Source organism: Rhizobium sp. 9140, assembly GCF_900067135.1.
GTDB lineage: Bacteria > Pseudomonadota > Alphaproteobacteria > Rhizobiales > Rhizobiaceae > Ferranicluibacter.
The window spans coordinates 883,111-908,471 of the sequence record NZ_FJUR01000001.1 but is presented as its reverse complement, the minus strand read 5'-3'; the positions used below and the strand labels follow the sequence as shown (position 1 = coordinate 908,471).

The window sequence follows — 25,361 nt, the reverse complement described above, 5'->3', positions numbered from 1 at the left end:
CTCGGGACAAGCCCGAGCCTGACGAGAGAGGGCGAATGGTTGCCAGAGATAGAGGCCCGGCGTCCATCCATCGGAAACGGCGTTACACGCTCGCCGGAATGCCGAGACGGGCTTCAGCCTGCGCGCCCATGAATGCGCTGAAGGATCGCTGGAGATCGCCCAGGTCGCCATCGGTGATCAGCACCAGCAGGCTCGACCTTTCGCATGGCCATTCGGCCAGATGAAAGGGCGGATGGATGAGGTGCTGGACGCCGTGCACCACGACGGGGGACGCCGCACCCTCCACGTCGAGGATGCCCTTCAGCCGCAGGATGCGGGTGCCGTGGCGGTGGACCAGCAGCGACAGCCAGAGCGAGAAACGCGCCCAGGCGATGGGGCGATCTATCGTCAGCGACAGAGCGCGGATATCGCCGTGCCGGTTGCGGTCCGGGCTGTCGTGGAGATGATCGCCATGCCGGGCGGAGGCCACCCATTGCCGCGCCTCGGCCGGCCGGGAGGCGAGGTCGTGAATATCCTGCGTCAGCAGTCCGGCAGCCGCACCGTTTTCGTCGCTCAGAGTGACGATGGCGGCCGGGTTGATCGCCGTCACGACCGCGCGCAACGCCGCGCAATCGTCGTCCGTCGCAAGATCGGTCTTGGTGAGGACGATGCGGTCGGCCAGCGCCACCTGACGGGCGGCTTCCTCGAAGGTCTGGAGATTGTGCAGGCCGCTCGGCACGTCGATGACCGTGACGACATTGCCGATGGCGAAATGATATTTGAGCATCATATCGGCGGCGAGCGTCGCGATGATCGGCGCGGGATCGGCAAGCCCCGTCGTTTCGATGACGAGACGGCGGAAGGGCTGAATATCGCCACGTGCACGGCGCTCGAACAGCGCGAGCACGGCATCCTTCAGATCGCCGCGCACCGTGCAGCAGACGCAGCCGCTCTTCAGCAGCACGATATCCCCATCGACCTTTTCCACCAGAAGATGATCGAGACCGATATCGCCGAATTCGTTGATGATAACGGCGGTGTCGCCGAGGTCCGGCCCTGATAGCAGCCGGTTGAGCAGCGTCGTCTTGCCGGCGCCCAGAAAACCGGTCAGCACATTGGCGGTGATCAGGTCGCGCGTCATTGCGCGTCCTCCAGCCGCGCCATCAAGACAGGGTCAAGCGGATCGACGTGGCCGCCGAGACTGTCTGCCGCCGGCCATAAGGCGCCGAGGTGATCGACCACGACGCTCTTGCCCGTCGGCCCCCGCAGCACGAAACGGTCGGCCCAGACCGACAGCTTCAGGCCACGGGCGCTCAGCACCCGGTTGGCGGCAGCCGCCTGCCGCATGCGCTCGGCTGCCGGCATAACGAGCGCCACGTCTCCGCCCTGGCTCCAGTGGTCGGCATTCGCGAAGGCACCGCAGAGGCCACACATGTCAGGGCTGCGGTCGCTCCGTTCCGGAACGTGGGAAGCGCGTGGCGAAATCCTGCGCGATCTCCTCCATCGTCACGAATTTCACCCCCGCATAGCCCTTCAGCGTTTCGAACAGGCGCTCGTGCATCTTCAGCACATGGGGCCGGCCGGAGACGTCGGGGTGAATGGTGATCGGGAAGACGGCGTAGTCGTAATTCTCGTAGACCCATTCGAACTGGTCGAGCCATTGCTGTTCCAGATCGCGCGGGCTGACGAAGCCGTGGCTGTTGGGCGCCGCCTTGATGAACATCATCGGCGGGAGATCGTCGAGATTCCAGGAGGCGGGAATCTCGATCAGGTCGGTCTCCGGCCCCGCCACATAGGGCTTCATCCAGGTCGAGGGGTGCTGCGAATAGTCGATCTTCGTCCACTCGTCACCCACGGTGACATAATAGGGGAAGTGATCGTTGTGCATCAGGGAGTGGTCGTAGAGAATGCCCTTCTCCTTCAGAAGGGCATTGGTCTTGGAGCCGAACTCCCACCACGGCGCGACATAGCCGCGCGGCGGCTTGCCGGAGAGCTGCGTGATCAGATCGACGCATTTGTCGAAGATTGCTTCTTCCTGCTCCGGCGTCATGGCGATCGGGTTTTCGTGGCTGTAGCCATGCATGCCGATCTCGTGGCCGGCATCGGCCACCGCCTTCATCTCGTCCCAGAAGGTCTCGATGGAGTGGCCGGGAATGAACCAGGTGGTCTTGATGCCCCATTTCTCGAACATCTTCAGAAGACGGACGCTCCCCACCTTGCCCGCAAAGACGCCACGCGAGATGTCGCAGGGGCTGTCCTCGCCACCATAGGAGCCGAGCCAGCCGGCCACCGCATCCACATCGATGCCGTAGGAAACGAAGATCTCTTTCGCCATTGCGTTTTCCTCATCAAAAGCGCGTCGAAAGCATCAGCTTAGACAGACGGGTTTTCACGTCAACGGTTTCTATTCGCTCGCCTCGTTGAGCCGCCGGCAATCCTCCTCGGAGAGATCGATATCGGCCGCTCTCATCAGGCTCTGCAGCTGTTCAAGGCTCGTGGCGCTCGCAATCGGCGCTGTCACCCCGCGGCGGGCCATGATCCAGGCCAGCGCGATTTCCGCCGGCGTCGCCTGCTTCTCCGCCGCAATCTCGTCCAGCGCGCCGAGAATGCGCATGCCGCGGCCATCGAGATACTTTTCGACACCCTTCCCGCGTGCCTTGCCTTCGAGGTCCTTGTGCGAGCGGTACTTGCCCGAGAGGAAGCCGGAGGCGAGGCTGAAATAGGTGATGACGCCGATCTCCTCCGCGATGCAGAGATTGCGCAGCGCGCCGTCGAAGCTCGCGCGGTCGTAGAGATTGTATTCCGGCTGGAGCACGTCGTAGCGCGGCAGGCCGTTTTCCGCAGCCACGTCGAGCGACTGGCGCAGCTGGCCCGCATCGAGATTGGACGCGCCGATGGCGCGCACCTTGCCCTGCTTCACCAGCGCATCATAGGCGCCCAGCGTTTCCTCATAGGGCGTCTCGGCATCCGGCCAGTGCGAGAGGTAGAGATCGATGTGATCGGTGTTCAGGCGCAGCAGCGAATCGTCCACGGCCTTGCGGATCCATTTTTCCGAAAGGCCCTTCTGCCCCTCGCCCATGTCGGAGCCGACCTTGGTGATGATGACGATCTCGTCGCGCGGGCGCTTCGTCTGGCGCAGCCATTTGCCGATGATCGTCTCGGACTCGCCGCCCGTGTTGCCGGGCGCCCAGGCGGAGTAGACGTCGGCCGTGTCGATGGCATTGAACCCGGCATCGAAGAAGGCGTCGAGAAGTCGGAACGACGTCGTCTCGTCCGCGGTCCAGCCGAAGACATTGCCCCCGAACACCAGCGGCGCGATGGAAAGCCCTGTACGGCCCAGCTGTCTCTTTTCCATGAAAACTCTCCGGTTTAGTCTCGGATCGGACGGTTCGGGCAGCAGCCCAGCCTTCGACATAGGGGCGCGCGGCGCCGCCTGACAGGGTCGGAACGGCAAAAGGCACGACGGGGCATCGGGAAGCGGAACCAGAAACATGGGGGAAGCGCGGACATCCAAGGGGCTTGGCACAGACAGTCCGCCGCGCTCATGGCATAGTCCCGCGCACCATCAGGGAGAAGCATTGCATGTTGAGATTCGGAATTCTGTCGACCGCCAAGATCGGTCGCGATGCGGTCGTTCCCGCTATCCAGGACGCGGAAAACTGCGTCGTCACCGCCATTGCCAGCCGCGACAGCGCCCGCGCCCGCGCCATGGCCGACCGGTTTTCCGTACCGCACGCCTTCGGCAGCTACGAGGAAATGCTGGCCTCCGACGTGATCGATGCCGTCTACATCCCCCTGCCCACCGCCCAGCATGCGGAGTGGTCGATCCGCGCGGCGGAAGCCGGCAAGCATGTGCTCTGCGAAAAGCCGATCGCCCTGAAGGCGCAGGAGATCGACCGGCTGATCGAGGCGCGCGACCGCACCGGCGTGCTGATCTCGGAAGCCTATATGATCACCTACAGCCCCGTGTGGCACAAGGTGCGGGCGCTGCTGGCCGAAGGCGCCATTGGTCGGCTGCGGCATGTGCAGGGCGCGTTCACCTATTTCAATCGCGACCCGGCGAACATGCGCAACATTCCGGAACTCGGCGGCGGCGGCCTACCCGATATCGGCGTCTACCCGACCATGGCGACGCGATTCTCGACCGGCGTCGAGCCGCAGCGGGTGCAGGCGACGACGGAGCGCGATCCGACATTCGGCACCGACATTTATTCGAGCGTCCGGGCCGATTTCGGCACGTTCGAGTTGTCCTTCTATATCTCCACCCAGCTTGCGGCACGCCAGGTCATGGTGTTCCACGGTGACGAGGGCGTGATCGAGGTGACCTCACCCTTCAATGCCGAGCGCTATGGGCGCCAGGAAGTGGCTTTGACCAACCAGAACCACAGCCAGTCGCAGCTTTTCCGCTTTCAGGATACGCGCCAGTACAAGCTTCAGGCCGAAGCCTTTTCGCGCGCGGCCACCGGCGGAGAGGATGCCGTGGTGACGCTCGAGAACTCGCGCGCCAACCAGGCCTTCATCGACGCGATCTATCGCGCCAGCGAGAAGGACGGCTGGGAAGCCGTCTGAGACGTCCTATAAAGGTTTCCGGCCATTAAGGTTTCCGGACATGAACCGCTTCCTCGGCATTGTGCCGAGGATCTGCCAACATCAACCAAAACAAGATGTTGCAGATGCCAGGGACAAGCCTTGGGGATGACGGACGTGAGGAAGGGCGCTGGACGCCCCAAGACGACCGGACGCGGACGGCCCCTTGGTGAGGCCGTCATCCCTCCTGTCAGTGCGCGCCGGACATGTCGCCCAGAACCTCTTTCGACGCGACGGTCGAATCGGCATTGAGCGTGTAGACCATGGGAACGCCGGTTGCGAGGTTGAGCTTCAGGATCTCTTCCTTGGTCAGCCGGTCGAGCACCATCACCAGCGCGCGCAGCGAATTGCCGTGCGCGGCGACGAGAACCGTCTGGCCCTTCAGCACGCGCGGCAGGATTTCGGTGAGGTAATAGGGCCAGACGCGGGCGCCGGTGTCGCGCAGGCTTTCGCCGCCCGGAGGAGGAACGTCGTAGGAGCGGCGCCAGATGTGCACCTGTTCCTCGCCCCACTTGGCGCGCGCGTCGTCCTTGTTGAGGCCGGAGAGGTCGCCATAGTCGCGCTCGTTGAGCGCCTGATCGCGGATCGTCTCAAGTTCTGGCTGACCGACGGCGTCGAGAATGATCTTCAGCGTCTTCTGCGCGCGCGTCAGGTCGGAGGTGAAGGCGATGTCGTATTTGAGGCCGGTGGCCGCGAGCGCCTTGCCGCCGGTTTCGGCTTCCTCGATACCGAGCGGGGTCAGGTCGGGGTCCTTCCAGCCGGTGAAGAGGTTCTTCAGGTTCCATTCGCTCTGGCCGTGACGCACCAGGACAAGCGTGCCGCTCATGATCGTTCATTCCTCATTGTGTGTTTCAGTCGGGCAAAAGGGCAGACGAAGGAAGGCAAAAGGCTCAGGCGGTGAGCCCCAGCACGTCCAGCATGGTGTAGTAACCGGGCTTCTGCGACCGCGCCCAGAGGGCTGCCGTCACGGCGCCGCGTGCGAAGATCGACCGGTCGGTGGCCGAATGGGACAGCGTCACGCTCTCGCCCTCGCCGGCGAGGATGACCGAGTGTTCGCCGATGACCGAGCCGCCGCGCAGTGTCGCAAAGCCGATCGTGCCTTCGGGACGCGCCCCGGTATGGCCGTCGCGCACGCGCACGGACCGGCTTTGAAGGTCGATGCCGCGACCACGCGCGGCCGCTTCGCCGAGAAGCAGCGCCGTACCGGACGGTGCGTCCACCTTGTGCTTGTGGTGCATTTCCAGAATTTCGAGATCCCATCCGGCGGCGGGAAGCGCCCGGGCGGCCTGCTGCACGAGAACGCCCAGCAGATTGACGCCGAGACTCATATTGCCGGATTTGACCACGCGCGCATGGCGGGCAGCCGCCTCGAAACGCGCTTCGTCGGCGGCCGAGCATCCCGTCGTACCGATGACGTGGACGATGCGGGCCTGTGCGGCGAGCCCGGAAAATTCGACGCTGGCAGCCGGTGCCGTGAAATCGAGGACGCCTTCAGCCTCGACGAAGGCGCGCAGCGGATCGTCCGTGACGAGGATGCCGGTGGGGCCGAGGCCCGCGATTTCGCCGGCATCCCGCCCGATGAAGGCCGAGCCCGAACGCTCCACGGCGGCCGACAGGGTGACGCCCGGCATGGCGTGGATCGTGCGGATCAGCGTCTGGCCCATGCGGCCCGCCGCGCCCACGACGACGAGTTTCATGTCCGTATCGCTCATGTCGTAGGGCTCATGTCGTCGTTTCCGTGCTGTCGACCAGATCGTCAAGAGTGGCGGCCGGCTGGCTGCCCTGGAGATTGTGAAGGCGAGCGTAAAGCCCGTCCTTGCGTTCCGCAAGCTCCGTATGCGTGCCTTCCTCGACCACGAGCCCATCGCGCATGACGATGATCTTGTCGGCATTGACGATGGTGGAGAGCCGGTGCGCGATGACCACGACGGTACGGCCGTCCATGGCGTGGTCGAGCGCCTTCTGAACGGCGGATTCCGATTCGGTATCGAGCGAGGACGTGGCTTCGTCGAGAAGCAGGATCGGCGCGCGCCGCACGAGCGCGCGGGCGATCGAGAGCCGCTGGCGCTGACCGCCGGAGAGGGTCACGCCGTTTTCGCCGACCGGTGTATCGTAGCCCTGCGGCTGGGCGAGAATGAAGTCGTGCGCATAGGCGAGCCGCGCGGCCTCGTAGACCTCTTCGTCGGTCGCCTCCGGCCGGCCGTAGCGAATGTTGTCGCCGATCGAGCCTTCGAACAGGTAGGGCTGCTGCGAGACATAGGCCAGCCCGTTGCGCAGCGACAGCTTCGTGATGTGGGCGATGTCCTGCCCGTCGATGAGGATCTCGCCGACGGCGGGATCGTAGAAGCGCGGAATGAGGCTGATGACGGTCGATTTGCCGGCGCCGGAGGGGCCGACCAGCGCCGTGGTCTTGCCGCCTTCGGCAACGAAGCTGACGCCCTTGAGGATCTCCTCGCCATTGCCATAGGCGAAGTGCACATTGTTGAACGTGATCGTCGCCGAGGACACCGCGAGCGACTTCGCATCCGGCTGGTCGCGCTGGTGCGGCACCGTGTCGAGCACCTCGTAGATCATCCGCGCATTGACGGCGGCGCGCTCCAGCGACACCTGCAGCCGCGCGAGGCGACGCGCTGGATCATAGGCCATCAGCAGAGCGGTGACGAAGGAGAAGAAGGCGCCGGGCGGCACGTTGTCGTAGATCGAGCGGAAGGCGGCATAGCCGAGAACGCTGGCGATGGCGAAGCCCGCAAAGGTTTCCGTCATCGGCGCGGTGCGCTCGGAGAGGCGGGCAATCCGGTTCGCGCGGTTCTCCGCACGCTGGATGATCGCCTCGACCTTCCCCTTCAGCTGCTCCTCCATGGTGAAGGCCTTGACGATCGTGATGCCCTGGATCGTCTCCTGCATGGCGCCGAGAACATGGCTGTTGATCTCGACCGATTCGCGCGTCGCGTTGCGCAGGCGGCGCGACACGTAGCGAAGGCCGATCAGCAGCGGCGGCGCGATGAGGAAGACGATGATCGTCAGCACCCAGTCCTTGCCGAGCATGACGCCGATCAGCGCGATCAGCGTCAGCAGATCGCGCGCGATCGAGGTGACCGTCATGTTGAGCACGTCGCGGATGCCGGACACGTTCTGGCTGATCTTGGCGGAGATGCGGGCGGAGCGGGCATCGGTGAAATAGCCGACGCTGAGCGCCATCAGGTGCGAATACAGCCGACGCTGATAGCTGGCGACGATGTTGTTGCCGATCTTCGACAGGGCGACAGCCTGCCCGTAGGTGGCAAAGCCGCGCACGACGAAGGCGACGAAGATGGCGGCGCAGATGATAAGCACCATGTCGGCGCGCTTGTTGGCGAAGGCCTCGTTGACGACGGCTTCCATGATCCAGGCCGTGAACGCCGTCGAGGCCGCGACCAGCGCGAGGCAGGCGATGGCGAACAGGTAGCCCTTGATATGTGCCCGCCCGTTCTCCCGCGCGACCCGCTTGAGCACGCTGGTGATCGTCTCGGCGTCCACTGGCGTGTGCTTCTTCTTCTGATCTTTCAAAAGCTCTTTCCCTGACCGGGCGGTCCTTATCGGATGCTTGCGCCGCGCTCTATAGTGCCTCCGGAGCCGTTTGGCGAGTCTCGGCCCTTTTCGGTTCCGGTCAGGCCTTCCAGTGACGCCCGGTGGTGGCCACGCCGAAGCGGGCCGGGGTCTGCGCAAAGGCCGCAAGGCCGGCAAGGGCTGCGAAGGGATGGGTGACCACATAGGTCGGGATCGAGCGCATCAGCGCCGAATGCGGCGCCTTGTCCTCGAAGGCCGCCCGGAATTCCGGCTGCTGCAAGGCGGGCAGGATCTTCTGGGAAATGCCGCCGGCGAGATAGACGCCGCCCCGGGCCATGAAGATCAGCGCCATGTCGCCCGCCACGCGGCCGAGATAGCGGGCAAAGAGCGACAGCGTCTCGACGCAGGCCCTGTCGGTGTCGGCAAGGGCTGCCGACGTCACGTCGGCCGGGTCGGTCAGCTCGGGCGTGAGCCCGTCCGTGCGGCAGACCGCCTGGTAGATATTGACGATGCCGCGGCCGCAGAGCAGCTGCTCGGCCGAAATCCGGCCCTCGATCGTCTCCAGATGCGGCCAGATCGCCGTATCGCGCGGCGTGCGCGGGCCGATATCCACATGGCCGCCTTCGCCGGGCACCGGAAAATAGGTGGAATGCGTATGCAGAAGACCGGCAACGCCAAGGCCCGTGCCCGGCCCGAGAACGGCGCAGGAGGCGCTTTCCAGCGGCTCGCCGGTACCGATCTGCGCGCAGTCGCTCTTGGCGATGGCGGCCACCGCCAGCGCCTGCGCCTCGAAATCGTTGAGAACGAGAACGTCCGACAGACCGAGCGTCGCGATCATATCGGCCGGCGTGATGACCCAGCCGGCATTGGTCAGCGGGATCTCGTCACCCTTGACCGGGGCGGCGACCGCGATGATGGCCGAGCGCGGGCGGAGGGCGGCTTGCGGGAGAATGCTGGTTTCGAGCGCGGCCTGAATGCTCGGATAGCCCCCGGTCGGCACCACGGGAAACACCACCGGCTCCGAGGTCTCGTCGTTCAGCAGCGCAAAACGGGCATTGGTGCCGCCGATATCGCCGATCAGGATGGGAAAGGCGAGACCGGGAACCGTTTCTGCAGACGCGGACATGAAACCTCCTGGATTGGATCAGCGGGCGGGCGGGAAGCGCTTCGCATGTTTTGCAAGGCCGCTCCAGTGCAAAAGTCGAAAAGGCGAGATATCGACGCCGGTGCTCAGAGCGGCCGGAAATCCACCAGGCGCTCGGCCGTCGCGCGGTTGAGCGCCATGGGGATGTCGTAGACGGTCGCCAGTCGTGTCAGGGCCTTCACATCGACATCGTGCGGCAGCGCCGTCAGCGGATCGATGAAGAAGATGAGGAGATCGACGTCGCCGGTCGCGATCAGCGCGCCGATCTGCTGGTCGCCGCCGAGCGGCCCGCTTTTCAGCCGCGTCACGTCGAGGCCGGGGCAGGCCTCCTGCACGCGACCGCCCGTGGTGCCGGTGGCGACGATCCGCCATTCCGCCAGCACGCTCTGGTGCGCCTTGGCGAATTCCGCCATGTCCTGCTTCTTCAGGTCATGCGCGATCAGCGCCATGCATTTGCGAGCCGTCATTGCGTCCTCCGCGTGGGTCCTCTTCGCTCATATTTCCTGGAACCTAAATCGATTCAAGAGGAAAGTGAGGATGGATCACTGCGCGGAGTCCGCAGCCGGCCGGCGTGTGGGAACGGGAACAGAGGGATCGGCAATCGCCGCCGGAGGCATGATCGCGTCGGGTGCGGCGGGAACGGAGGCCGAGACTGGCGCAGAGACCGGCGCAGAGACCGGTACCGGGCCGCCGAAGGTGGACGCCGCTTCCGACGAGGATGGCGCCGCCAGAACGCCGCTGCACGCCTGCGGCAGGTCGGACAGCATGACGAAGCGCGGCTTGACCGGCTTGGCATTGGGGTTCGGCTTCGGCTTTGCCCAGGGCTCCTGCGTGAACCACCAGGCGAGCGATTTGTCGCAGCCATCACCGGGCGCCACGGCCGCCTGCGGCTTGCAGCCGGGCGAATCGGCCGGGCACTTGATGCGGATATGAAAATGCTCGTCGTGACCGTAGATCGGCCGGATCTTGCCCATCGACGTCCGGTCGCCGGTCCAGGTGTCGCACAGCTTCTTCTTGATCGCCGGGTTGACGAACACCCGGTCGACCTCCGGCTCGGCCGCCGCCCGCATGATGAGCCGCGCATGGGTGGGCGTCCAGCGCTGCGGGTTGACGGTGAGGAATTTGGTCTTGTCCAGCATGGACACGAAGGGCTTGCTCTCGCGTTCCGAAACGCTCATCGCCCGCGCGGGCTTGGGCTGGAACCAGATGTCCGCATCGAGCCCGATCTGGTGGGAGGCATGGCCGGTCAGCATCGGCCCGCCGCGCGGCTGCGAGATATCGCCGAGCAGGATGCCCGAACCCCAGCCGATCTCGGCCGCATCGCGCGAGAAGCGCTCCAGAAACGCGATCATGTGCGGATTGCCCCAGCGCCGGTTGCGCGAGAGGCGCATGGCCTGCCAGGTCGGCCCGTCGGCCGGCAGCGCGACCGCGCCCGACAGGCATCCCTTGGCGTAGGAGCCGAAGGAGGCGGGCGCCGTCTGGCTGGGAAGCGTCATGCCGCCGAACAGCTGCTTGGCCGGCTGCGGCTCTGCCGACACGGCGGGCTGGAGGCCGAGCGGCAGGACGAGAGCCGCCGCGATGAAAGCTCGGGTCGCCCATCCTGTCGAGACGCTGGCGCCGGCGGAAGATCCTGTGAGAGAAGATGTCATGCGGGTGTGTCCGGTGCTGTCGTGGTCGGGCGTGGGCCTATTCAGGCTTGGGCGTATTCAGGCTTGGGGTCGTAGAGCGGCAACTGTCTCACACGGTCTTTGTGTCAGACTTGCGGTCAAGCCGATGTGAAGGCGGATTTCAGGCCCTGTCCGGAGCCCCGCCTGTCAATCGGCCGCATTTCGCCTATTGTGTGCCTGACACGCGACCATGGAGACGAACCGCATGCGGCAGAAGACGAGCAGGACGACACCGGCACTGACCTTTGGCACCCTGGCCCTCATCGCCACCGCCCTCCTCGCTCCTTGCGTCTTTACAAGTCCCGTGCAGGCGCAGGATCCCCAGTGGCGCCACGGCATGTCGACCGTTGGAGAACTGAAATATCCGCAAGGTTTCAAGCAGTTCGACTATGTGAACGCGCAGGCGCCGAAGGGGGGCGAGGTCCGGCTGGCCACCATGGGAACGTTCGACACGTTCAACCCGGTGCTGGCCAAAGGCGAGATGGCCGCAGGCGTGGTCGGTCCCGTTTCCAGCGCCTCCGGCATGTCCGTCGGGCTGGTGTTCGAAACGCTGATGAAGCCCTCCATGGACGAGGTTCTCACGGATTACGGCCTGCTGGCCGAAGCGGTCGCCTTTCCCGATGATTTTGCCTGGGCGAAGTTTCGTCTTCGCCCGGAGGCGACCTGGGCCGATGGCAAGCCGGTGACGCCGGAGGACGTGATCTTCAGCTTCGACAAGGCCAAGGAACTCGATCCCAAGGCGGCATCCTATTACGGCCATATCACCAAGGTGGAGAAGACGGGCGAACGGGAGGTGACCTTCTCCTTCGACGAGGTCGGAAACCGGGAATTGCCGAAGGTGGCCGGCAGCCTCCTCATCGTGCCCAAACACTGGTGGGAAGGAAAGGACGCGGACGGACAGCCGCGCGATATCGCGCGCACGACGCTCGAAATGCCCATGGGCTCCGGTCCTTACAAGATGACGTCCATGAAAGCCGGTTCGAACGTCCGTTACGAACGGCGGGACGACTACTGGGGGAAGAACCTGAACGTCAATGTCGGGCAGAACAACTTCGGAGCGATCAGCTTTACGTATTATGCAGACCTCGACGTCGCGTTCGAGGCCTTCCGGTCGGGCAATGCGAACTACCGGTGGGAGAATTCGGCCAGACGCTGGGCGACCTCCTACGATTTTCCCGCGGTCAAGGACGGCCGGATCAAGCTCGAGCGGCTGGAGAACGACAGCCGGGACAGCGGCGTCATGGTGGGGTTCATTCTCAACCTGCGGCGCGATGCGTTCAAGGATGTCAGGGTGCGGGAGGCTCTGAACTATGCCTTCGATTTCGAGGAGTTGAAGCGGACAATCTTCTACAACGAGTATGATCGCATCGACAGCTTCTTCTTCCCGACCGAACTGGCATCATCTGGGCTTCCGGAGGGGCGTGAGCTGGAGATCCTGACGGAGCTGAAGGACAAGGTTCCGCCGACCGTTTTCACCAAGCCGTACACAAATCCGGTTGGCGGAGATCCGGCAAAGCTGCGGGATAATCTGCGAAAGGCGATCGGCCTGCTGAAGGAAGCGGGCTATGAACTGAAGAGCAACAGGATGATCGAGACAAAGACGGGCAAGCCGCTGACCTTCGAGATCCTGCTCGACGGCACGACGATCGAACGGGTCGCCTTGCCCTTCAGCCAGAACCTGCGGAAGATCGGCATCGAGGCACGCGTTCGCACCGTCGACAGCTCGCAATACACCAATCGCTGGCGATCCAAGGACTTCGACGCCATCTACCTCGGCTGGGCGCAGTCTCTCAATCCGGGCAACGAGCAGACGGAATATTGGGGCACGACGGCCGCGACGCGCGAAGGATCGCAGAATTATTCCGGTCTTGCCGATCCGGGTGTCGATGCGCTGATCCGCAAGGTGATCTTCGCGAAAGATCGCGACGACCTGGTGGCTGCGACGAAAGCGCTCGACCGGGTGCTGCTGGCCAAGCAGATCGTCATTCCGACCTACGCCTCGCGCGACATGCGGATCGCCTATTCCAAGGACCTGACCCATCCCGAAAACCTGCCGGAATATGCCGTCGGCTTTCCAGCGATCTGGTGGTCGGCCGCCGCGAAAGCTCCATGAAAGCCTTGCACGTCAGACTGGCCTGCTTTTCATAAGGCAGACCGCGAATCAGGAACGGGAACGTCAGCGCATTGATCGGACATCGGAAAATCGGAGTGAACGATAAAAGGGGCCGGGGCGGCGTCATCATGACGAAAGTCCGGGCCGGAGTGCGGGTCTGATGGGCGGCTATATTCTCCGCCGCCTCTTCCTGATGATCCCGACGATCATCGGCATCATGGCCATCTCCTTTGCCGTCGTCCAGTTCGCGCCCGGGGGTCCGGTCGAGCAGGTCATCGCCGACCTCACCGGGCCGAACCAGGGCGGTGACCGCCTGTCGGGAGGCGGCGGCGATCTTGCGGGCGCCTCCGGCGGCGACCAGAGCGGCGGGAGCTATCGCGGCGCGCAGGGGCTCGATCCCGACTTCATCGCCAAGCTCGAAAAGCAGTTCGGCTTCGACAAGCCGCCGCTGGAGCGCTTCCTGACGATGATGTGGAACTATGCCCGCTTCGACTTCGGCGAGAGCTTCTTCCGCAACACATCGGTCATCGACCTCATCCTCGACAAGATGCCGGTGTCGATCTCGCTCGGCCTGTGGATCCTGATCCTCTCCTACGCGATCTCCATTCCGCTCGGCATCAGGAAGGCCGTATCGGACGGCTCGCGCTTCGACGTCTGGACGTCGGGCATCGTCATCGTCGGCTATGCCGTGCCGGGCTTCCTGTTCGGCATCCTGCTGATCGTGCTCTTTGCCGGCGGCTCCTTTTTCGACTGGTTTCCGCTGCGCGGCCTCGTCTCGGACAATTTCAGCCAGCTCAACTGGTGGCAGAAGATCCTCGATTATCTCTGGCACATGACGCTGCCGCTGATCACCCTGCTGCTGTCGGCCTTCGCCACCACGACGCTGCTCACCAAAAACTCCTTCATCGACGAGATCCGCAAGCAATATGTCGTCACCGCCCGTGCCAAGGGGCTGGCGGAGCGGCAGGTGCTCTATCGCCACGTCTTTCGCAATGCCATGCTGATCATCATCGCCGGCTTCCCCGCCGCCTTCATCTCCGCCTTCTTCACGGGCTCGCTTTTGACCGAATACATCTTCTCGCTCGATGGCCTCGGCCGTCTCGGCTACGACGCCGTCGTCAAGCGGGATTACCCGATCGTCTTCGGCACGCTCTTCATCTTCTCGCTGATGGGGCTCGTCGTCAGCCTGCTGTCGGATCTCATCTACACCTGGGTCGATCCGCGCATCGACTTCGAGCGGAGGGACGTCTGATGACGGATATCGCCGCGAACCCTGATATCGCGACCGTTGCCAGACCCGGCCGGCTGTCGCCCGTCGCAAGGCGGCGCTGGGAGAACTTCAAAGCCAACCGGCGCGGCTACTGGTCGTTCTGGATCTTCCTCGCGCTCTTCGGCTTCAGCCTCTGCGCCGAGTTCATCGCCAATGACCGCCCGATCCTCGTTTCCTACAAGGGCGAACTGCTCGTGCCCGTGCTGGTCAACTATCCCGAGGAAACGTTCGGCGGTTTTCTGGCCGAGACCGATTATGCCTCCGACTTCATCCGAGAGGAGATCGAGGCGAATGGCTGGATGGTCTGGCCGCCGATCCGCTATTCCTACCGCAGCGCCAATTCCAATATCCCGCACTCCGCGCCCACAGCGCCCTTCTGGACGATGAGCGCGGCCGAGCGCTGCTCCGGCTATCCCCAGGGGGAGGCGGATCGCGGCTGCACGCTCGGCAATTTCAACTGGCTCGGCACCGACGATCAGGCGCGCGACGTCGCCGCCCGCACGATCTATGGTTTTCGCATCTCGGTGCTCTTCGGCCTCGCGCTCACCATCGCGTCGGCCATCGTCGGCGTTACCGCCGGCGCGATCCAGGGCTATTTCGGCGGATGGACCGACCTGTTGATGCAGCGCTTCATCGAGATCTGGTCGTCCATGCCGGTGCTCTACATCCTCCTGATCATCGCGGCGATCCTGCCGCCGGGCTTCTTCGTGCTGCTCGGCATCATGCTGCTCTTCTCCTGGGTCGGCTTCGTCGGGGTCGTTCGGGCCGAGTTCCTGCGGGCGCGCAATTTCGAATATGTCCGCGCCGCCCAGGCGCTCGGCGTCGGCAACGCCACGATCATGTGGCGGCATCTCCTGCCCAACGCGATGGTGGCCACGCTCACCTTCCTGCCCTTCATCCTCTCGGGCTCCATCACCACGCTCACCTCGCTCGACTTCCTCGGCTTCGGCATGCCCCCCGGCTCGCCCTCGCTCGGCGAACTGATCGCGCAGGGCAAGTCCAACCTCCAGGCCCCCTGGCTCGGCCTCACCGCCTTTCTGGTGATGTCGGTCATGCTGTCGCTGCTGATCTTCATTGGCGAGGCCGCGCGCGACGCATTCGATCCGCGCAAGACGTTTGGGTGAGGCGTCTCTCGCAAGGCCACGGGAAATGGCGTAATCTTCCCGTCATCCGGCCAATCCCGACGGCTGGCCAGTTCCGAAAGAAGGAGCAAGCGACATGAATACGATTGTCAGGCACGACTATCCTGCTGCCAATCTTCCGGACGACCTGCGGGAGGGGTTGCCCGTGGATGCAAAGGTCCGGATCGTTATCGAGGACGTGACCGATCGCATGCCGATGACGGGCGCCGAGTTTCTGGAAAGCATCCGGAAATTCAAGGCCACGCGAACGGAACCTTTCGATGCCGACGAGGCCGTTGCGCGGATTCGCGCTTTGCGGGACGAATGGGACGATTGATGGCTGATTCGGATGGGCCTATCTATCTCGATACCAACGTCTTCATTTTCGCCTCCGAAGAAACGTCGGAACAGAGCGACCTTCTCAATCGGCTTTTCTCCTTGTCCTTCGGAAGACCCGTTCCTGCTTTTGCGACCAGCGAGTTGACGATCGCCGAACTCCTGGTGCATCCCTTCAAGCGTCAGGATGCCCATCTGATCGAGCACTATCAGCAGATTGTCAGGTCGAGCCAATGGCTGATGGTTGTGCCGGTCGATCGCGAGATTCTCGAACAATCCGCGCGCCTTCGCGCGGAAGGACGGAAGCTCAAATTGCCGGACGCGATCCACGTGGCAACAGCCCACGCCGCCAAGGCGCGCCGTATCCTGACCGCCGACGAGGGCATTCGCTTTCAAGGCGATGGAGTCGATGCCGCGACGTCCCCAGGCACAGATGAAGCCGACAGACTTCTGCGCCCCGACATCCCCACACTCACCACCCTTCTGGAATCCCTTTCCCCATGACCGAACCGCTCCTTTCCGTGCGCGATCTCTCCGTGGCCTTCCATCAGGGTGGCAAGACGTCCCTGGCGGTCGATCGGGTGTCGTTCGATATCGCCAAGGGCGAAGTGGTGGCGCTTGTGGGGGAGTCCGGTTCGGGCAAGTCGGTGTCGGCGAATTCGATCCTGAAGCTTCTGCCCTATCCCGCCGCCAGCCATCCGGGGGGTGAGATCCTGTTCAACGGGCGCGATCTGCTGACGATCGGCGATGCCGAGCTTCGGGGCGTGCGCGGCAACGATATCACGATGATCTTCCAGGAGCCGATGACGTCGCTCAATCCGCTCCATTCGATCGAGCGGCAGATCGCGGAAATCCTCGATCTTCACCAGGGCATCAAGCCGGCGCAGGCGCGGCCGCGCGTGCTGGAGCTTCTGCGGCAGGTCGGAATCCGCGAGCCGGAAAAGCGCCTGAAAGCCTATCCGCACGAACTGTCCGGCGGACAGCGCCAGCGCGTGATGATCGCCATGGCGCTCGCCAACCGGCCGGAACTGCTGATCGCCGACGAGCCGACAACGGCGCTCGACGTGACCGTGCAGGCGCAGATCCTCGAGCTTCTCAAGCAGTTGAAGGACGAGCATGGCATGTCCATGCTGTTCATCACCCATGACCTCGGCATCGTCCGCAAGATCGCCGACCGCGTCTGCGTCATGACGAAGGGAAAGATCGTGGAAACCGGGCCGACGGCCGAGATCTTCGACAATCCGCAGCACGCCTATACCCGCCATCTGCTCGCCTCCGAGCCGCGCGGCAGGCCGCCTGTGTCAGACGAGACGAAGCCCATCGTCATCGAGGCGAAGGACATGAAGGTCTGGTTTCCGATCAAGGCCGGCTTTCTGCGCAAGACCGTGGATCACGTGAAGGCGGTCGACGGCATCGATCTGACGCTGCGCGCCGGGCAGACGCTCGGCGTCGTCGGCGAGTCCGGTTCCGGCAAGACCACGCTCGGTCTTGCGTTGACCCGGCTCATCGGGTCGCAGGGGCGCATCGGCTTCGAGGGCCAGAATATCGAGCGCTACTCCTTCAGCCAGATGCGGCCGCTGCGCCGGCGCATGCAGATCGTCTTTCAGGATCCCTTCGGCTCGCTCAGCCCGCGCATGGCCGTCTCCGACATCATCGGGGAAGGGTTGCAGGTGCACGAACCGTCCCTTTCGGCACGGGAGCGCGATGCGCGTGTGGCCGAAGCATTGGAAGAGGTGGGGCTGGACGCTGCCACGCGGTGGCGCTACCCGCACGAGTTCTCCGGCGGCCAGCGCCAGCGCATCGCCATCGCCCGCGCCATGGTGCTCAAACCCCAATTCGTGATGCTGGACGAGCCGACCTCGGCGCTCGATATGAGCGTGCAGGCGCAGGTGGTCGATCTCCTGCGCGATTTGCAGGTCCGGCATGGCCTCGCCTATCTCTTCATCAGCCACGATCTGAAGGTCGTGCGGGCGCTGGCCAACGACATGATCGTCATGCGGCTCGGCAAGGTGGTGGAGAAGGGGCCGGCCGACGCCATCTTCACGGCGCCGCGCGAGGACTACACCAAGGCCCTGATGGCCGCCGCCTTCGACCTTGAGGCCGTGCCCGTGCCGGCCGTGCGCCAGTAGCCGCAACCGCCAAGCCATAGACCGAGAATCAGCATGCCCTCCGTTAAAGCGCCCATCGTCATCGACCTGAAGTTCAACGCGGACGAGGTTCGGTCAGCCCTCGTCCATGCCTTTCCCGGCCGCGAGGTCGTCAACCGTGCCGACCCCGCCCATGCGGCGCGCGATCTCTCGCAGGCCCGCTATGCCGTGGTCTGGAAGTCGCAGCCCGACCTCTTCGACCGTGCGCCCAATCTCGAAGCGGTATTTTCCGGCGGTGCCGGCGTCGATCATGTGCTGACGCTGCCGGGACTGCCGGATGTGCCGCTGATCCGCTTCGTCGATCCGACGCTGACGACCCGCATGAGCGAGTGGGTGGTGCTGCAATGCCTGCTGCATCTGCGCCAGCATGTCGCCTATGAGGAACAGGCCCGGCAGGGCATCTGGGCAGAACGTCCCCAGCCGGAGGCGCGCGAACTGACCGTCGGCGTCATGGGGCTCGGCGTGCTGGGCCAGGATGCGGCCCGCAAGCTGGCGACGATGGGGTTCACCGTCATCGGCTGGTCGCGCCGGCAGAAGACGATCGAGGGGATAGAGACCTATGACGAGAACGGCCTCGACGCCTTTCTCGCACGCACCGACATCCTCGTCGGCCTGCTGCCGCTGACGGCGCAGACGCGGGGCTTGTTCGATACGGCGCTCTTTGCGAAACTGAGCCGCAGGGGACCGTTCAGTGCGCCCGTCTTCATCAATGCCGGGCGCGGTGGCAGCCAGGTGGAGGCCGATATCGTCGCCTCCGTCCGCTCGGGCGTGCTGCATGGCGCCTCGCTGGATGTCTTTTCCACCGAGCCGCTGGACGCCGATAGTCCGCTATGGACGCTGCCGAACGTCATCGTGACGCCGCATGCGGCTGCGGCATCGGATGTCCGCGCGCTCTTCCGTCACGTGGAAACGCAGATCGAGCGCCACGAATCGGGCCTGCCCTTCGAGCATCTGGTGGATCGAACAGCCGGCTATTGATCGGCTCGCATCACAGGCTCCCCACGGCGAGGCTCTCCAAGGGTCGGCGGAAGGCGGTGGGCTGTTCGTAAAGCCAGCCGATCCGCTCGATGGCCTCGTTCAGCCCTTCGCGCGCCACCGTCATCGTGTTCCCATTGGCGTGGATGAGGGTCGCCTCATCCTCCATGATGGCGACATGGCCTTTCCAGAAGACGAGGTCGCCGCGCCGAAGATCCTCGCGGGCGATCTCCCGGCCGAGAGACGCGGCCTGCATGTCGGTGTCGCGCGGCGCGGCGACGCCGGTCATCATCAGCGACAGCTGCACGAGACCCGAGCAATCGATGCCGAAGCCGGAGCGGCCGCCCCAGAGATAGGGCGTCTCGATGAAGCGCGCCGCGATGGAGACGTAATCGCCCCGCGCTGGTTCGCCGACGGGTGCGCAATGGCCAGCGACGACGGCCTGTCCGTTCTCCAGCAGGAAATAGCGCGTGCCACGTGTGCCGCGCTCGTCGATGGCGGTGATGCGGCTGCCCATCGACAGCGCCTGCACGGTGGGAAAGCGTAGGTCCGGCCCCGAATAGACGAATGTGCGCGGTGCCGTGACGATGTGCGTCGGGCTCTTCTGGATGCTGACGACCGCGAAATCCGGGATATAGCCGACATAGCTGTCGGCATCCGCCTTGACCCAGGCCCAGCCATGCGAGGTGTCGAGAACGCGCACGGTTTCGCCGATCAACAGTTCCGTATCGGTGCCGCAGCCGAGATCGGGCTCGGCCCGAAGCGGCATCACGGGTACGCAGCAGATGGCAGAGGCGCCGGCGGTATAGGCAAGCGCATCCACATGGCCGCGCAGGCTCTCTTCCGCGAGATCCGGGCGAAAGGCATGCAGCCTGCGGTCGAAGGAATGGGTCATTACGCTCACAGGAAAGGAGGTTTGGGAAAGAGGATCAGAGCGATAGTCTACGGCCGCGATCAATGATCAGATCGCCGAACTTTTCAAGATAGAGCGCGCCGGTGACGGTGCGTTTGATGACGACGTTGCGCCGGTCGCGCTCGTCCCGCACCCGCTCCACCAGTCCGCGCTCGCCCATCGTGTCCAGCGCCCGCGTGATCACGGGCTTGGTGACGCCGAGCGTGGCGGCAAGGCCGCGCACCGTGTGCGGCGGCGGCACGAGGTAGATATGGAGCAGAATGGCCATCTGCCGCAGCGTCAGATCGCCGGTCTCGATGCGCACCTGATCGAGCGAGACCGTGTGCCAGAGCGTCAGCGCCTGCGTTGCGGACAGTTCGACCGGCATGATCCCTCGGGGTTTCTCGGATAACAGGATCCAGTTGTCCCGGAAAATCGTTACGGAAGCGTTTTCACGTTTCCTTTCCCGTCAGGGACCGATCCGGTGCAGGCGCCGCGCGATACGGTCGAGATGGGCGCGGCGTCGGGCGTCCGTCGCCCGGTCCATGTCGTGCAGCGACAGCATCCGGAAGTCCACGCCCTTGGCGCAGAACGGCGCGATACCGCGCCGCAGCAGGCGGCGAACCGGATCGCCCATGACAAGACGCGCGACCCACCAGGGCGAGCCGGTGGTCGTATAGGCATGCAACAGGCGGATATGGGTCAGCTTGCGCACGATCCGCCCGCGTGCCGCGTCATGGGTGAAGGCGATGCCCGGTGCGAAGACACGGTCGAAGAAACCCTTGAGAATGGCCGGGAAATTGAACCACCATTGCGGAAAGACGAGGATCAGCCCCTCGGCCGCAGACAGTCTCTCCACGATGGGGCCGACGCCGGTGGCGTCGTAGGGGTCGTTGAAATAGCCGCTTCGCTCTGCCCGGCTCAGGCGCGGGTCGAAATCCTCCGCATAGAGATCGAGACGATCGACAGTGTGGCCATTGGCCTCCAGCGCCCGTGTCGCGGTGTCGGCGACGGCGCCGGCGAAGCTATCCGGCAGCGGATGCGCGAGCACGAGAAGGATATGCATCGGATACCCCTGAACGGTTGGCGGTCGCATCGACTGCGGGACGTCACGTCCCATAGCCGCCTCACGAGCCTTAAAAGAGACTGCCCTGTTTTGCCGGCTCCGCGCTGCCGCGTTTGCGTGTCTTCGGCGGCGCTCCCTCGGTGGTGATCGCACCGACCGTGCCGTCGGCAAATTGCAGCGCCACGTTCTGACCGGCGGAGAGGGCGGCGGCGGCCTTGACCGGTGCGCCGTCCGCATCCCGGACGATCGCGTAGCCGCGGGCGAGCACGTTCTGGTAGGACAGCGACTGCAGCACGCGGTCCTGCGCCGTAACGGCGCTGCGGGCGCGGCGCAGCTCGGCGATGACGGCGGCATCCGCGCGGCCCGACAGGCCGTGCAGCCGGTCGGCCGAGCGGTGAATCTGCGAGAGCAGCCGCGCGGGCAGGCCACGCAGCGCCGCATCCGCCGAGGTGACGCGGGTGCCGGCGCGGGCGATCATCCGCTCGACATGGCGTTCCGCCCGCACCATCCGTTCGAGAAGCCGCTGGCGGCGGTCGTTGATCCGGGCGGTGAGGACATCCGGGCGCAGATGCGCGCCGACGCGCTCGAAGCTGCGGCGCTTGCCGGCGGTGTTGCCGACGAGCCCGCGAACGAGCCCGGAGGCCGCCTCGTCGAAACGGCGGCGGGGAAGCGCGAGCACCTGATCGAGCGAGGGCAGCGCGCGCGCGAGCGCCCGCAGAGATTGCCGGCGATTGTCCATGTGCCGGCCGGCAGCACTGCGCAGGCGCGCCGTCAGCGCGGAGAGCGTGGCCTCGAGATCGGCGCGCACCGGCACCGCCATTTCCGCCGCACCCGTGGGTGTGGGTGCACGCCGGTCGGCCGCGTGGTCGATCAGCGTCCAGTCCGTCTCATGCCCGACGGCCGAGATCAGCGGGATATCGGAGGCGGCCGCAGCCCGCACCACGGCCTCGTCGTTGAAGCCCCAGAGATCTTCGAGACTGCCGCCGCCGCGCGCGACGATCAGCACATCCGGCCTTGCGATCGGCCCGCCGGGCTCCAGTGCGTTGAAGCCGCGAATGGCGGCCGCCACCTCGTCGCCCGAGCCTTCGCCCTGAACCTTGACCGGCCAGACGACGACATGCACGGGGAAACGATCGGCGATGCGGTGGAGAATATCGCGGATGACGGCGCCGGTCGGCGAGGTCACGACGCCGATGACGCGCGGCATGAAGGGCAGGAGCTGCTTGCGGCTTTCCTCGAACAGGCCTTCGGCGGCGAGCTTGCGCCGGCGTTCCTCCAGCAGCGCCATCAGGGCGCCGGCGCCGGCCGGCTCCAGCGTCTCGATCATGATCTGGTATTTGGACGAGCCGGGGAAGGTGGTGATCTTGCCGACCGCGATCACCTCCATGCCCTCTTCGGGCTTGAAGCGCAGTTTGCCCATCGTACCCTTCCAGACGACGGCGTCGATACGGGCGCGTTCGTCCTTCAGCCCGAAATAGGCGTGACCCGAGGAATGCGGACCGCGATAGCCGCAGATCTCGCCGCGCACGCGCACCTGGTCGAAGGCCTGTTCCATCGTCCGCTTGATCGAGCCGGACAGCTCGGAAACGGAATATTCCCACAGGTTGGACGGCGAATCGGCATCGAAGGAAAAGCTCATGCCGCCATTCTGACGCGCGCCCGCACAGAAGACCAGATGCACCGATGACCGGACGCGGCGTTCAGGTGGAGATTATCGTCTTCGTTTTTCCCCGCCGTCTCGTCCTGCGGCATCCTGTCGGCGAAAGACCGACGTGAACCCGAGAGAAGGACGATAGAACCATGACCGACCGTTTCGCCCACACGGCAGGCTCCCTTTCGAGCCCCGCCACACACGCTTTCGCCATCACGCCCGCCGATGGCACCGACCTGCCGGAGACCACACGGGCGATCTATGTGGGTGCCGGCGGCGCGATCGCGCTGCGCATGCAGTCCGGTGCCCTGGTCACGCTGTCCGGCGTTCCACAGGGCACGCTTCTGCCGCTGCGGGCCGACCGCATCCTTGCAACCGGCACCACGGCATCAAGCCTCGTCGGGCTCGTCTAGCCTTCTGTTTCTGCTGCCTTGTCCAACACCGGCCAGACGAGCGTCACGCCGGCGGTAGAGGCATCTCCACCAGATCCTCGGGACAAGCCCGAGGATAACGGAAGCGAGCGGGCCAGCCTGGAAGCCTTTCCACAGCCTATACCTTCCCCGCCTCCCAGCCGAGCATGGCGCGCTTGCGCGTCAGGCCCCAGTGGTAGCCGGTCAGCGCGCCGCTCTTGCCGAGAGCGCGATGGCAGGGGACGACGAAGGAGATGGGGTTGCGGCCGATGGCAGCGCCGACGGCGCGTGATGCCTTGGGCTGGCCGATCCGCCCGGCGATGGCCGAATACGTCTCGGCCCGGCCCATGGGAATGTCGAGCAGAGCCTGCCAGACCCGCACCTGAAAATCCGAGCCGATCAGCACGACCCTGAGCGGCTGCTCGGCTTCCCAGCGCTCGGCCTCAAAAATCCGCGCGGCATAGGGCGTGGTGGCCACGATGTCCTCGACATAGGTCGCATTGGGCCAGCGCCCGGCCATATCCGCAAAACTCTCCCGCTCCTGCCCCGCATCGTTGAAGGCGAGACCGGCAAGACCGCGCTCCGTCACCATGATCAGCGCCGTGCCGAAGGGCGACGGGTGGAAGCCGTAGCGGATGGTCAGGCCCCCGCCCCGCAGCTTCCATTCGCCGGGCGACATCGCCTCATGCGTCACGAACAGGTCGTGCAGCCGCCCCGGGCCGGACAGCCCGAGTTCCAGGCTCGCCTCAAGGAGCGGCAGGCCTTCCTGGCCCAGCAGACGCTTGGCGTGGTCGAGCGTCACGGCCTGCAGGAAGGCTTTCGGCGAGAGGCCCGCCCAGCGGGTAAAGGTCCGCTGGAGATGCGTCGGCGATTGTCCGAGCCGCGCGGCGATGTCGTCGAGGCACGGCTGATCGCGGTAATCGTCGGTCAGCAGTTCCACCACGCGGCAGACGGTTTCGTAGTCGGTGCCCTCGGGCGTGATTTCCGTCGTCAGGCGCGGCATGATCGTCATCGTCGTCTCCTCCTCCGCCCTCAAATCCGCCGCCCTCTGATCGGCGGCGCGCACGAAAGCGCGTGGCCGAGACCATCACATCCGGGCCGCAGCCGCCACCCGATTTCCGATCTCATCCCCGCCGCTTCACCGTCGCCAGTGCGCCGGAAAAGGCGGTGGCGAAGGTTTCGCGGTCGTCGCGATTGAGGAAGGAGCCGATATCGGTCGCGCGAAGCCGGTCGCGCACATGCATGGAGACAATGCCGATCTCGTCATGACGGGCGACATCGAAGCGGGTCCAGAACGGATTGAACCGGTGCTCGGTCATGCGGCCGCTGGCTGCGAACTTGCGCACGGCGACATCGTCCCTGCTGATGCTGACCTCCTCACGCATCCGGGCTGCGCGGTTGTTCAGCCAGAAGGCGCCGAACAGGCCCAGGAAATCCAGCCCGAAGAAGAAAACGACGGGCCAGGCGCCGATGACGAGGAACACGAAGACATGGACGAGGCTCATCAGCGCGGCGATGAGGAAGACGACGCGCAAGCCCTTGGCGCCGAGCGAGCGATAGGGCGTCAGCTCGGCTGCAAAAACCGGCTTGTCAGCAGTGCGCATGTCGGCGTTGCCATCGTTCATGGCACGCCAGTATAGAGAAGACATGAAAGAGCCGAAACCGAAATCCGTGAAGCTTGCGGCCCTCCAGCCAGCGGCAAAGCCGCGCATGCCCCAAGCGACGGCAAAGCCGCGCAGTCTCAAGCCAACGGCAAGGCCGCGCAAGCCGAAGAGCGCCTATTCCACCGAGGAGGTCGAGGAGATCTTCCGCCGCTTCTCCGTGCAGCGGCCGGAGCCGAAGGGCGAGCTGAAGTACGTCAACCCGTTCACGCTGGTGGTCGCGGTGGCGCTGTCGGCACAGGCGACGGATGTGGGGGTCAACAAGGCGACGAAGGCGCTTTTTGCCATTGCCGACACGCCGGAAAAGATGCTGGCGCTCGGCGAGGATGCGGTGCGCGAGCATATCCGCACCATCGGGCTTTATCGCAACAAGGCGAAGAACGTCATCGCGCTCAGCCGCATGCTGGTCGAGGATTTCGGCGGGCAGGTGCCGCGCGACCGGGACGAACTGGTGAAGCTTCCCGGCGTCGGGCGCAAGACCGCCAATGTCGTGCTCTCCATGGCTTTCGGTCAGGCGACGATCGCGGTGGATACGCATATCTTCCGCATCGCCAACCGCATCGGCCTTGCGCCAGGCAAGACGCCGGATCAGGTGGAGGATCACCTCGTCCGGGTGATACCCAATCATTACCTTTACCACGCGCATCACTGGCTGATCCTGCACGGGCGCTATACCTGCAAGGCGCGCCGTCCCGAATGCGAGCACTGTATCATCGCGGATCTCTGCAAGGCGGCGGAGAAGACGAACACCATTCCCGCGCCGCTGGTTGCGTTGCCGCCGCAGGTGTTCTGACCC

Annotated in this window: 26 protein-coding genes; 10 read left to right on the top strand and 16 right to left on the bottom strand. The window is 64.9% G+C overall.

Translation table 11 applies throughout. From position 1 onward, the window contains the following. Window positions 1-82 precede the first annotated feature (82 nt). The 4 genes from GA0004734_RS04105 to GA0004734_RS04090 form a co-directional block, all read right to left on the bottom strand. Window positions 83-1,120, bottom strand: coding sequence for a CobW family GTP-binding protein (locus tag GA0004734_RS04105; RefSeq protein ID WP_092931418.1), 1,038 nt, complete (start codon window positions 1,118-1,120; stop codon window positions 83-85). Further along, a complete protein-coding gene (locus GA0004734_RS04100) occupies window positions 1,117-1,413 on the bottom strand; it encodes a hypothetical protein (RefSeq protein ID WP_092931416.1) in 297 nt (98 codons plus the stop codon). Before GA0004734_RS04100 ends, GA0004734_RS04105 begins: the two co-directional genes overlap by 4 nt. 1 nt (window position 1,414) lies before the next feature. Further along, window positions 1,415-2,314: a polysaccharide deacetylase family protein gene (locus GA0004734_RS04095; RefSeq protein WP_092931414.1), complete on the bottom strand. Its 900-nt coding sequence runs from the start codon at window positions 2,312-2,314 to the stop codon at window positions 1,415-1,417. Between the two features lie 69 nt (window positions 2,315-2,383). Then, window positions 2,384-3,334 (bottom strand): aldo/keto reductase, encoded by a 951-nt coding sequence (locus GA0004734_RS04090; RefSeq protein WP_092931412.1) that lies wholly within the window; start codon window positions 3,332-3,334, stop codon window positions 2,384-2,386. 227 nt (window positions 3,335-3,561) lie between these two features. Between GA0004734_RS04090 and GA0004734_RS04085 the strand changes: the two genes are divergently transcribed. Continuing rightward, window positions 3,562-4,548, top strand: coding sequence for a Gfo/Idh/MocA family protein (locus tag GA0004734_RS04085; RefSeq protein WP_092931410.1), 987 nt, complete (start codon window positions 3,562-3,564; stop codon window positions 4,546-4,548). A gap of 208 nt (window positions 4,549-4,756) precedes the next feature. On the opposite strand, the gene GA0004734_RS04080 is transcribed toward GA0004734_RS04085, so the two are convergent. The 6 genes from GA0004734_RS04080 to mepA form a co-directional block, all read right to left on the bottom strand. Continuing rightward, on the bottom strand, window positions 4,757-5,392 hold the full coding sequence (locus GA0004734_RS04080; RefSeq protein WP_092931408.1) for a 2,3-bisphosphoglycerate-dependent phosphoglycerate mutase: 636 nt from the start codon (window positions 5,390-5,392) through the stop codon (window positions 4,757-4,759). Between the two features lie 64 nt (window positions 5,393-5,456). After that, window positions 5,457-6,278 (bottom strand): 4-hydroxy-tetrahydrodipicolinate reductase, encoded by an 822-nt coding sequence (dapB, locus tag GA0004734_RS04075; protein ID WP_092931406.1) that lies wholly within the window; start codon window positions 6,276-6,278, stop codon window positions 5,457-5,459. Between the two features lie 10 nt (window positions 6,279-6,288). Continuing rightward, window positions 6,289-8,112 (bottom strand): ABC transporter ATP-binding protein, encoded by a 1,824-nt coding sequence (locus GA0004734_RS04070; protein ID WP_092931404.1) that lies wholly within the window; start codon window positions 8,110-8,112, stop codon window positions 6,289-6,291. A gap of 100 nt (window positions 8,113-8,212) precedes the next feature. Continuing rightward, a complete protein-coding gene (locus tag GA0004734_RS04065; protein WP_092931402.1) occupies window positions 8,213-9,238 on the bottom strand; it encodes a glucokinase in 1,026 nt (341 codons plus the stop codon). A 104-nt stretch (window positions 9,239-9,342) separates the two neighbouring features. Further along, window positions 9,343-9,723, bottom strand: a complete 381-nt coding sequence (locus tag GA0004734_RS04060) for a methylglyoxal synthase (protein WP_092931400.1) — start codon at window positions 9,721-9,723, stop codon at window positions 9,343-9,345. A gap of 75 nt (window positions 9,724-9,798) precedes the next feature. Beyond that, window positions 9,799-10,905, bottom strand: coding sequence for a penicillin-insensitive murein endopeptidase (mepA, locus tag GA0004734_RS04055; protein WP_092931398.1), 1,107 nt, complete (start codon window positions 10,903-10,905; stop codon window positions 9,799-9,801). A 223-nt stretch (window positions 10,906-11,128) separates the two neighbouring features. Between mepA and GA0004734_RS04050 the strand changes: the two genes are divergently transcribed. The 7 genes from GA0004734_RS04050 to GA0004734_RS04020 all read left to right on the top strand — a co-directional run bounded on the left by GA0004734_RS04050 (window position 11,129) and on the right by GA0004734_RS04020 (window position 18,888). After that, on the top strand, window positions 11,129-13,036 hold the full coding sequence (locus GA0004734_RS04050) for an extracellular solute-binding protein (RefSeq protein WP_092935892.1): 1,908 nt from the start codon (window positions 11,129-11,131) through the stop codon (window positions 13,034-13,036). A gap of 160 nt (window positions 13,037-13,196) precedes the next feature. Continuing rightward, window positions 13,197-14,288 carry a microcin C ABC transporter permease YejB gene (locus tag GA0004734_RS04045; RefSeq protein WP_092931396.1) on the top strand — a complete coding sequence of 364 codons (1,092 nt, stop codon included), beginning with the start codon at window positions 13,197-13,199 and terminating at the stop codon, window positions 14,286-14,288. Next, the gene (locus tag GA0004734_RS04040; RefSeq protein WP_092931394.1) at window positions 14,288-15,430 is read left to right on the top strand and encodes an ABC transporter permease; all 1,143 of its coding nucleotides are present in this window, start codon (window positions 14,288-14,290) and stop codon (window positions 15,428-15,430) included. Before GA0004734_RS04045 ends, GA0004734_RS04040 begins: the two co-directional genes overlap by 1 nt. A 94-nt stretch (window positions 15,431-15,524) precedes the next feature. Then, window positions 15,525-15,764 (top strand): hypothetical protein, encoded by a 240-nt coding sequence (locus GA0004734_RS04035; RefSeq protein ID WP_092931392.1) that lies wholly within the window; start codon window positions 15,525-15,527, stop codon window positions 15,762-15,764. Further along, window positions 15,764-16,267, top strand: a complete 504-nt coding sequence (locus GA0004734_RS04030) for a type II toxin-antitoxin system VapC family toxin (RefSeq protein WP_175386211.1) — start codon at window positions 15,764-15,766, stop codon at window positions 16,265-16,267. The genes GA0004734_RS04035 and GA0004734_RS04030 overlap by 1 nt, the downstream gene beginning before the upstream one ends. Next, the gene (locus GA0004734_RS04025; protein ID WP_092931388.1) at window positions 16,264-17,892 is read left to right on the top strand and encodes an ABC transporter ATP-binding protein; all 1,629 of its coding nucleotides are present in this window, start codon (window positions 16,264-16,266) and stop codon (window positions 17,890-17,892) included. The genes GA0004734_RS04030 and GA0004734_RS04025 overlap by 4 nt, the downstream gene beginning before the upstream one ends. 33 nt (window positions 17,893-17,925) lie before the next feature. Continuing rightward, the gene (locus tag GA0004734_RS04020) at window positions 17,926-18,888 is read left to right on the top strand and encodes a 2-hydroxyacid dehydrogenase (protein ID WP_092931386.1); all 963 of its coding nucleotides are present in this window, start codon (window positions 17,926-17,928) and stop codon (window positions 18,886-18,888) included. Window positions 18,889-18,898: 10 nt separating this feature from the next. Here GA0004734_RS04020 and GA0004734_RS04015 read toward each other — a convergent pair whose 3' ends face one another. From GA0004734_RS04015 to xseA, 4 genes are all read right to left on the bottom strand, one after another. After that, the gene (locus GA0004734_RS04015; protein ID WP_092931385.1) at window positions 18,899-19,780 is read right to left on the bottom strand and encodes a C40 family peptidase; all 882 of its coding nucleotides are present in this window, start codon (window positions 19,778-19,780) and stop codon (window positions 18,899-18,901) included. Window positions 19,781-19,814: 34 nt separating this feature from the next. Then, window positions 19,815-20,165, bottom strand: coding sequence for a MarR family transcriptional regulator (locus tag GA0004734_RS04010; RefSeq protein WP_092931383.1), 351 nt, complete (start codon window positions 20,163-20,165; stop codon window positions 19,815-19,817). 81 nt (window positions 20,166-20,246) lie between these two features. Further along, window positions 20,247-20,843: an NAD(P)H-dependent oxidoreductase gene (locus GA0004734_RS04005; protein ID WP_092931381.1), complete on the bottom strand. Its 597-nt coding sequence runs from the start codon at window positions 20,841-20,843 to the stop codon at window positions 20,247-20,249. 70 nt (window positions 20,844-20,913) lie between these two features. Beyond that, window positions 20,914-22,482, bottom strand: coding sequence for an exodeoxyribonuclease VII large subunit (gene xseA, locus GA0004734_RS04000; protein ID WP_092935890.1), 1,569 nt, complete (start codon window positions 22,480-22,482; stop codon window positions 20,914-20,916). A 161-nt stretch (window positions 22,483-22,643) separates the two neighbouring features. On the opposite strand from xseA, the gene GA0004734_RS03995 reads away from it, so the two are divergent. Then, entirely contained in the window at window positions 22,644-22,907 is a 264-nt protein-coding gene (locus GA0004734_RS03995; protein WP_092931379.1) for a spike base protein, RCAP_Rcc01079 family, read from the top strand. Between the two features lie 136 nt (window positions 22,908-23,043). On the opposite strand, the gene GA0004734_RS03990 is transcribed toward GA0004734_RS03995, so the two are convergent. Both GA0004734_RS03990 and GA0004734_RS03985 read right to left on the bottom strand, forming a co-directional pair. Beyond that, window positions 23,044-23,916: a methylated-DNA--[protein]-cysteine S-methyltransferase gene (locus GA0004734_RS03990; protein ID WP_092931378.1), complete on the bottom strand. Its 873-nt coding sequence runs from the start codon at window positions 23,914-23,916 to the stop codon at window positions 23,044-23,046. A gap of 112 nt (window positions 23,917-24,028) precedes the next feature. Beyond that, window positions 24,029-24,529: a DUF2244 domain-containing protein gene (locus GA0004734_RS03985; protein WP_092931376.1), complete on the bottom strand. Its 501-nt coding sequence runs from the start codon at window positions 24,527-24,529 to the stop codon at window positions 24,029-24,031. Here GA0004734_RS03985 and nth point away from each other — a divergent pair. Then, a complete protein-coding gene (nth, locus tag GA0004734_RS03980) occupies window positions 24,528-25,358 on the top strand; it encodes an endonuclease III (RefSeq protein WP_092931374.1) in 831 nt (276 codons plus the stop codon). The two genes, GA0004734_RS03985 and nth, sit on opposite strands and share 2 nt — an antisense overlap. Window positions 25,359-25,361 lie beyond the last annotated feature (3 nt).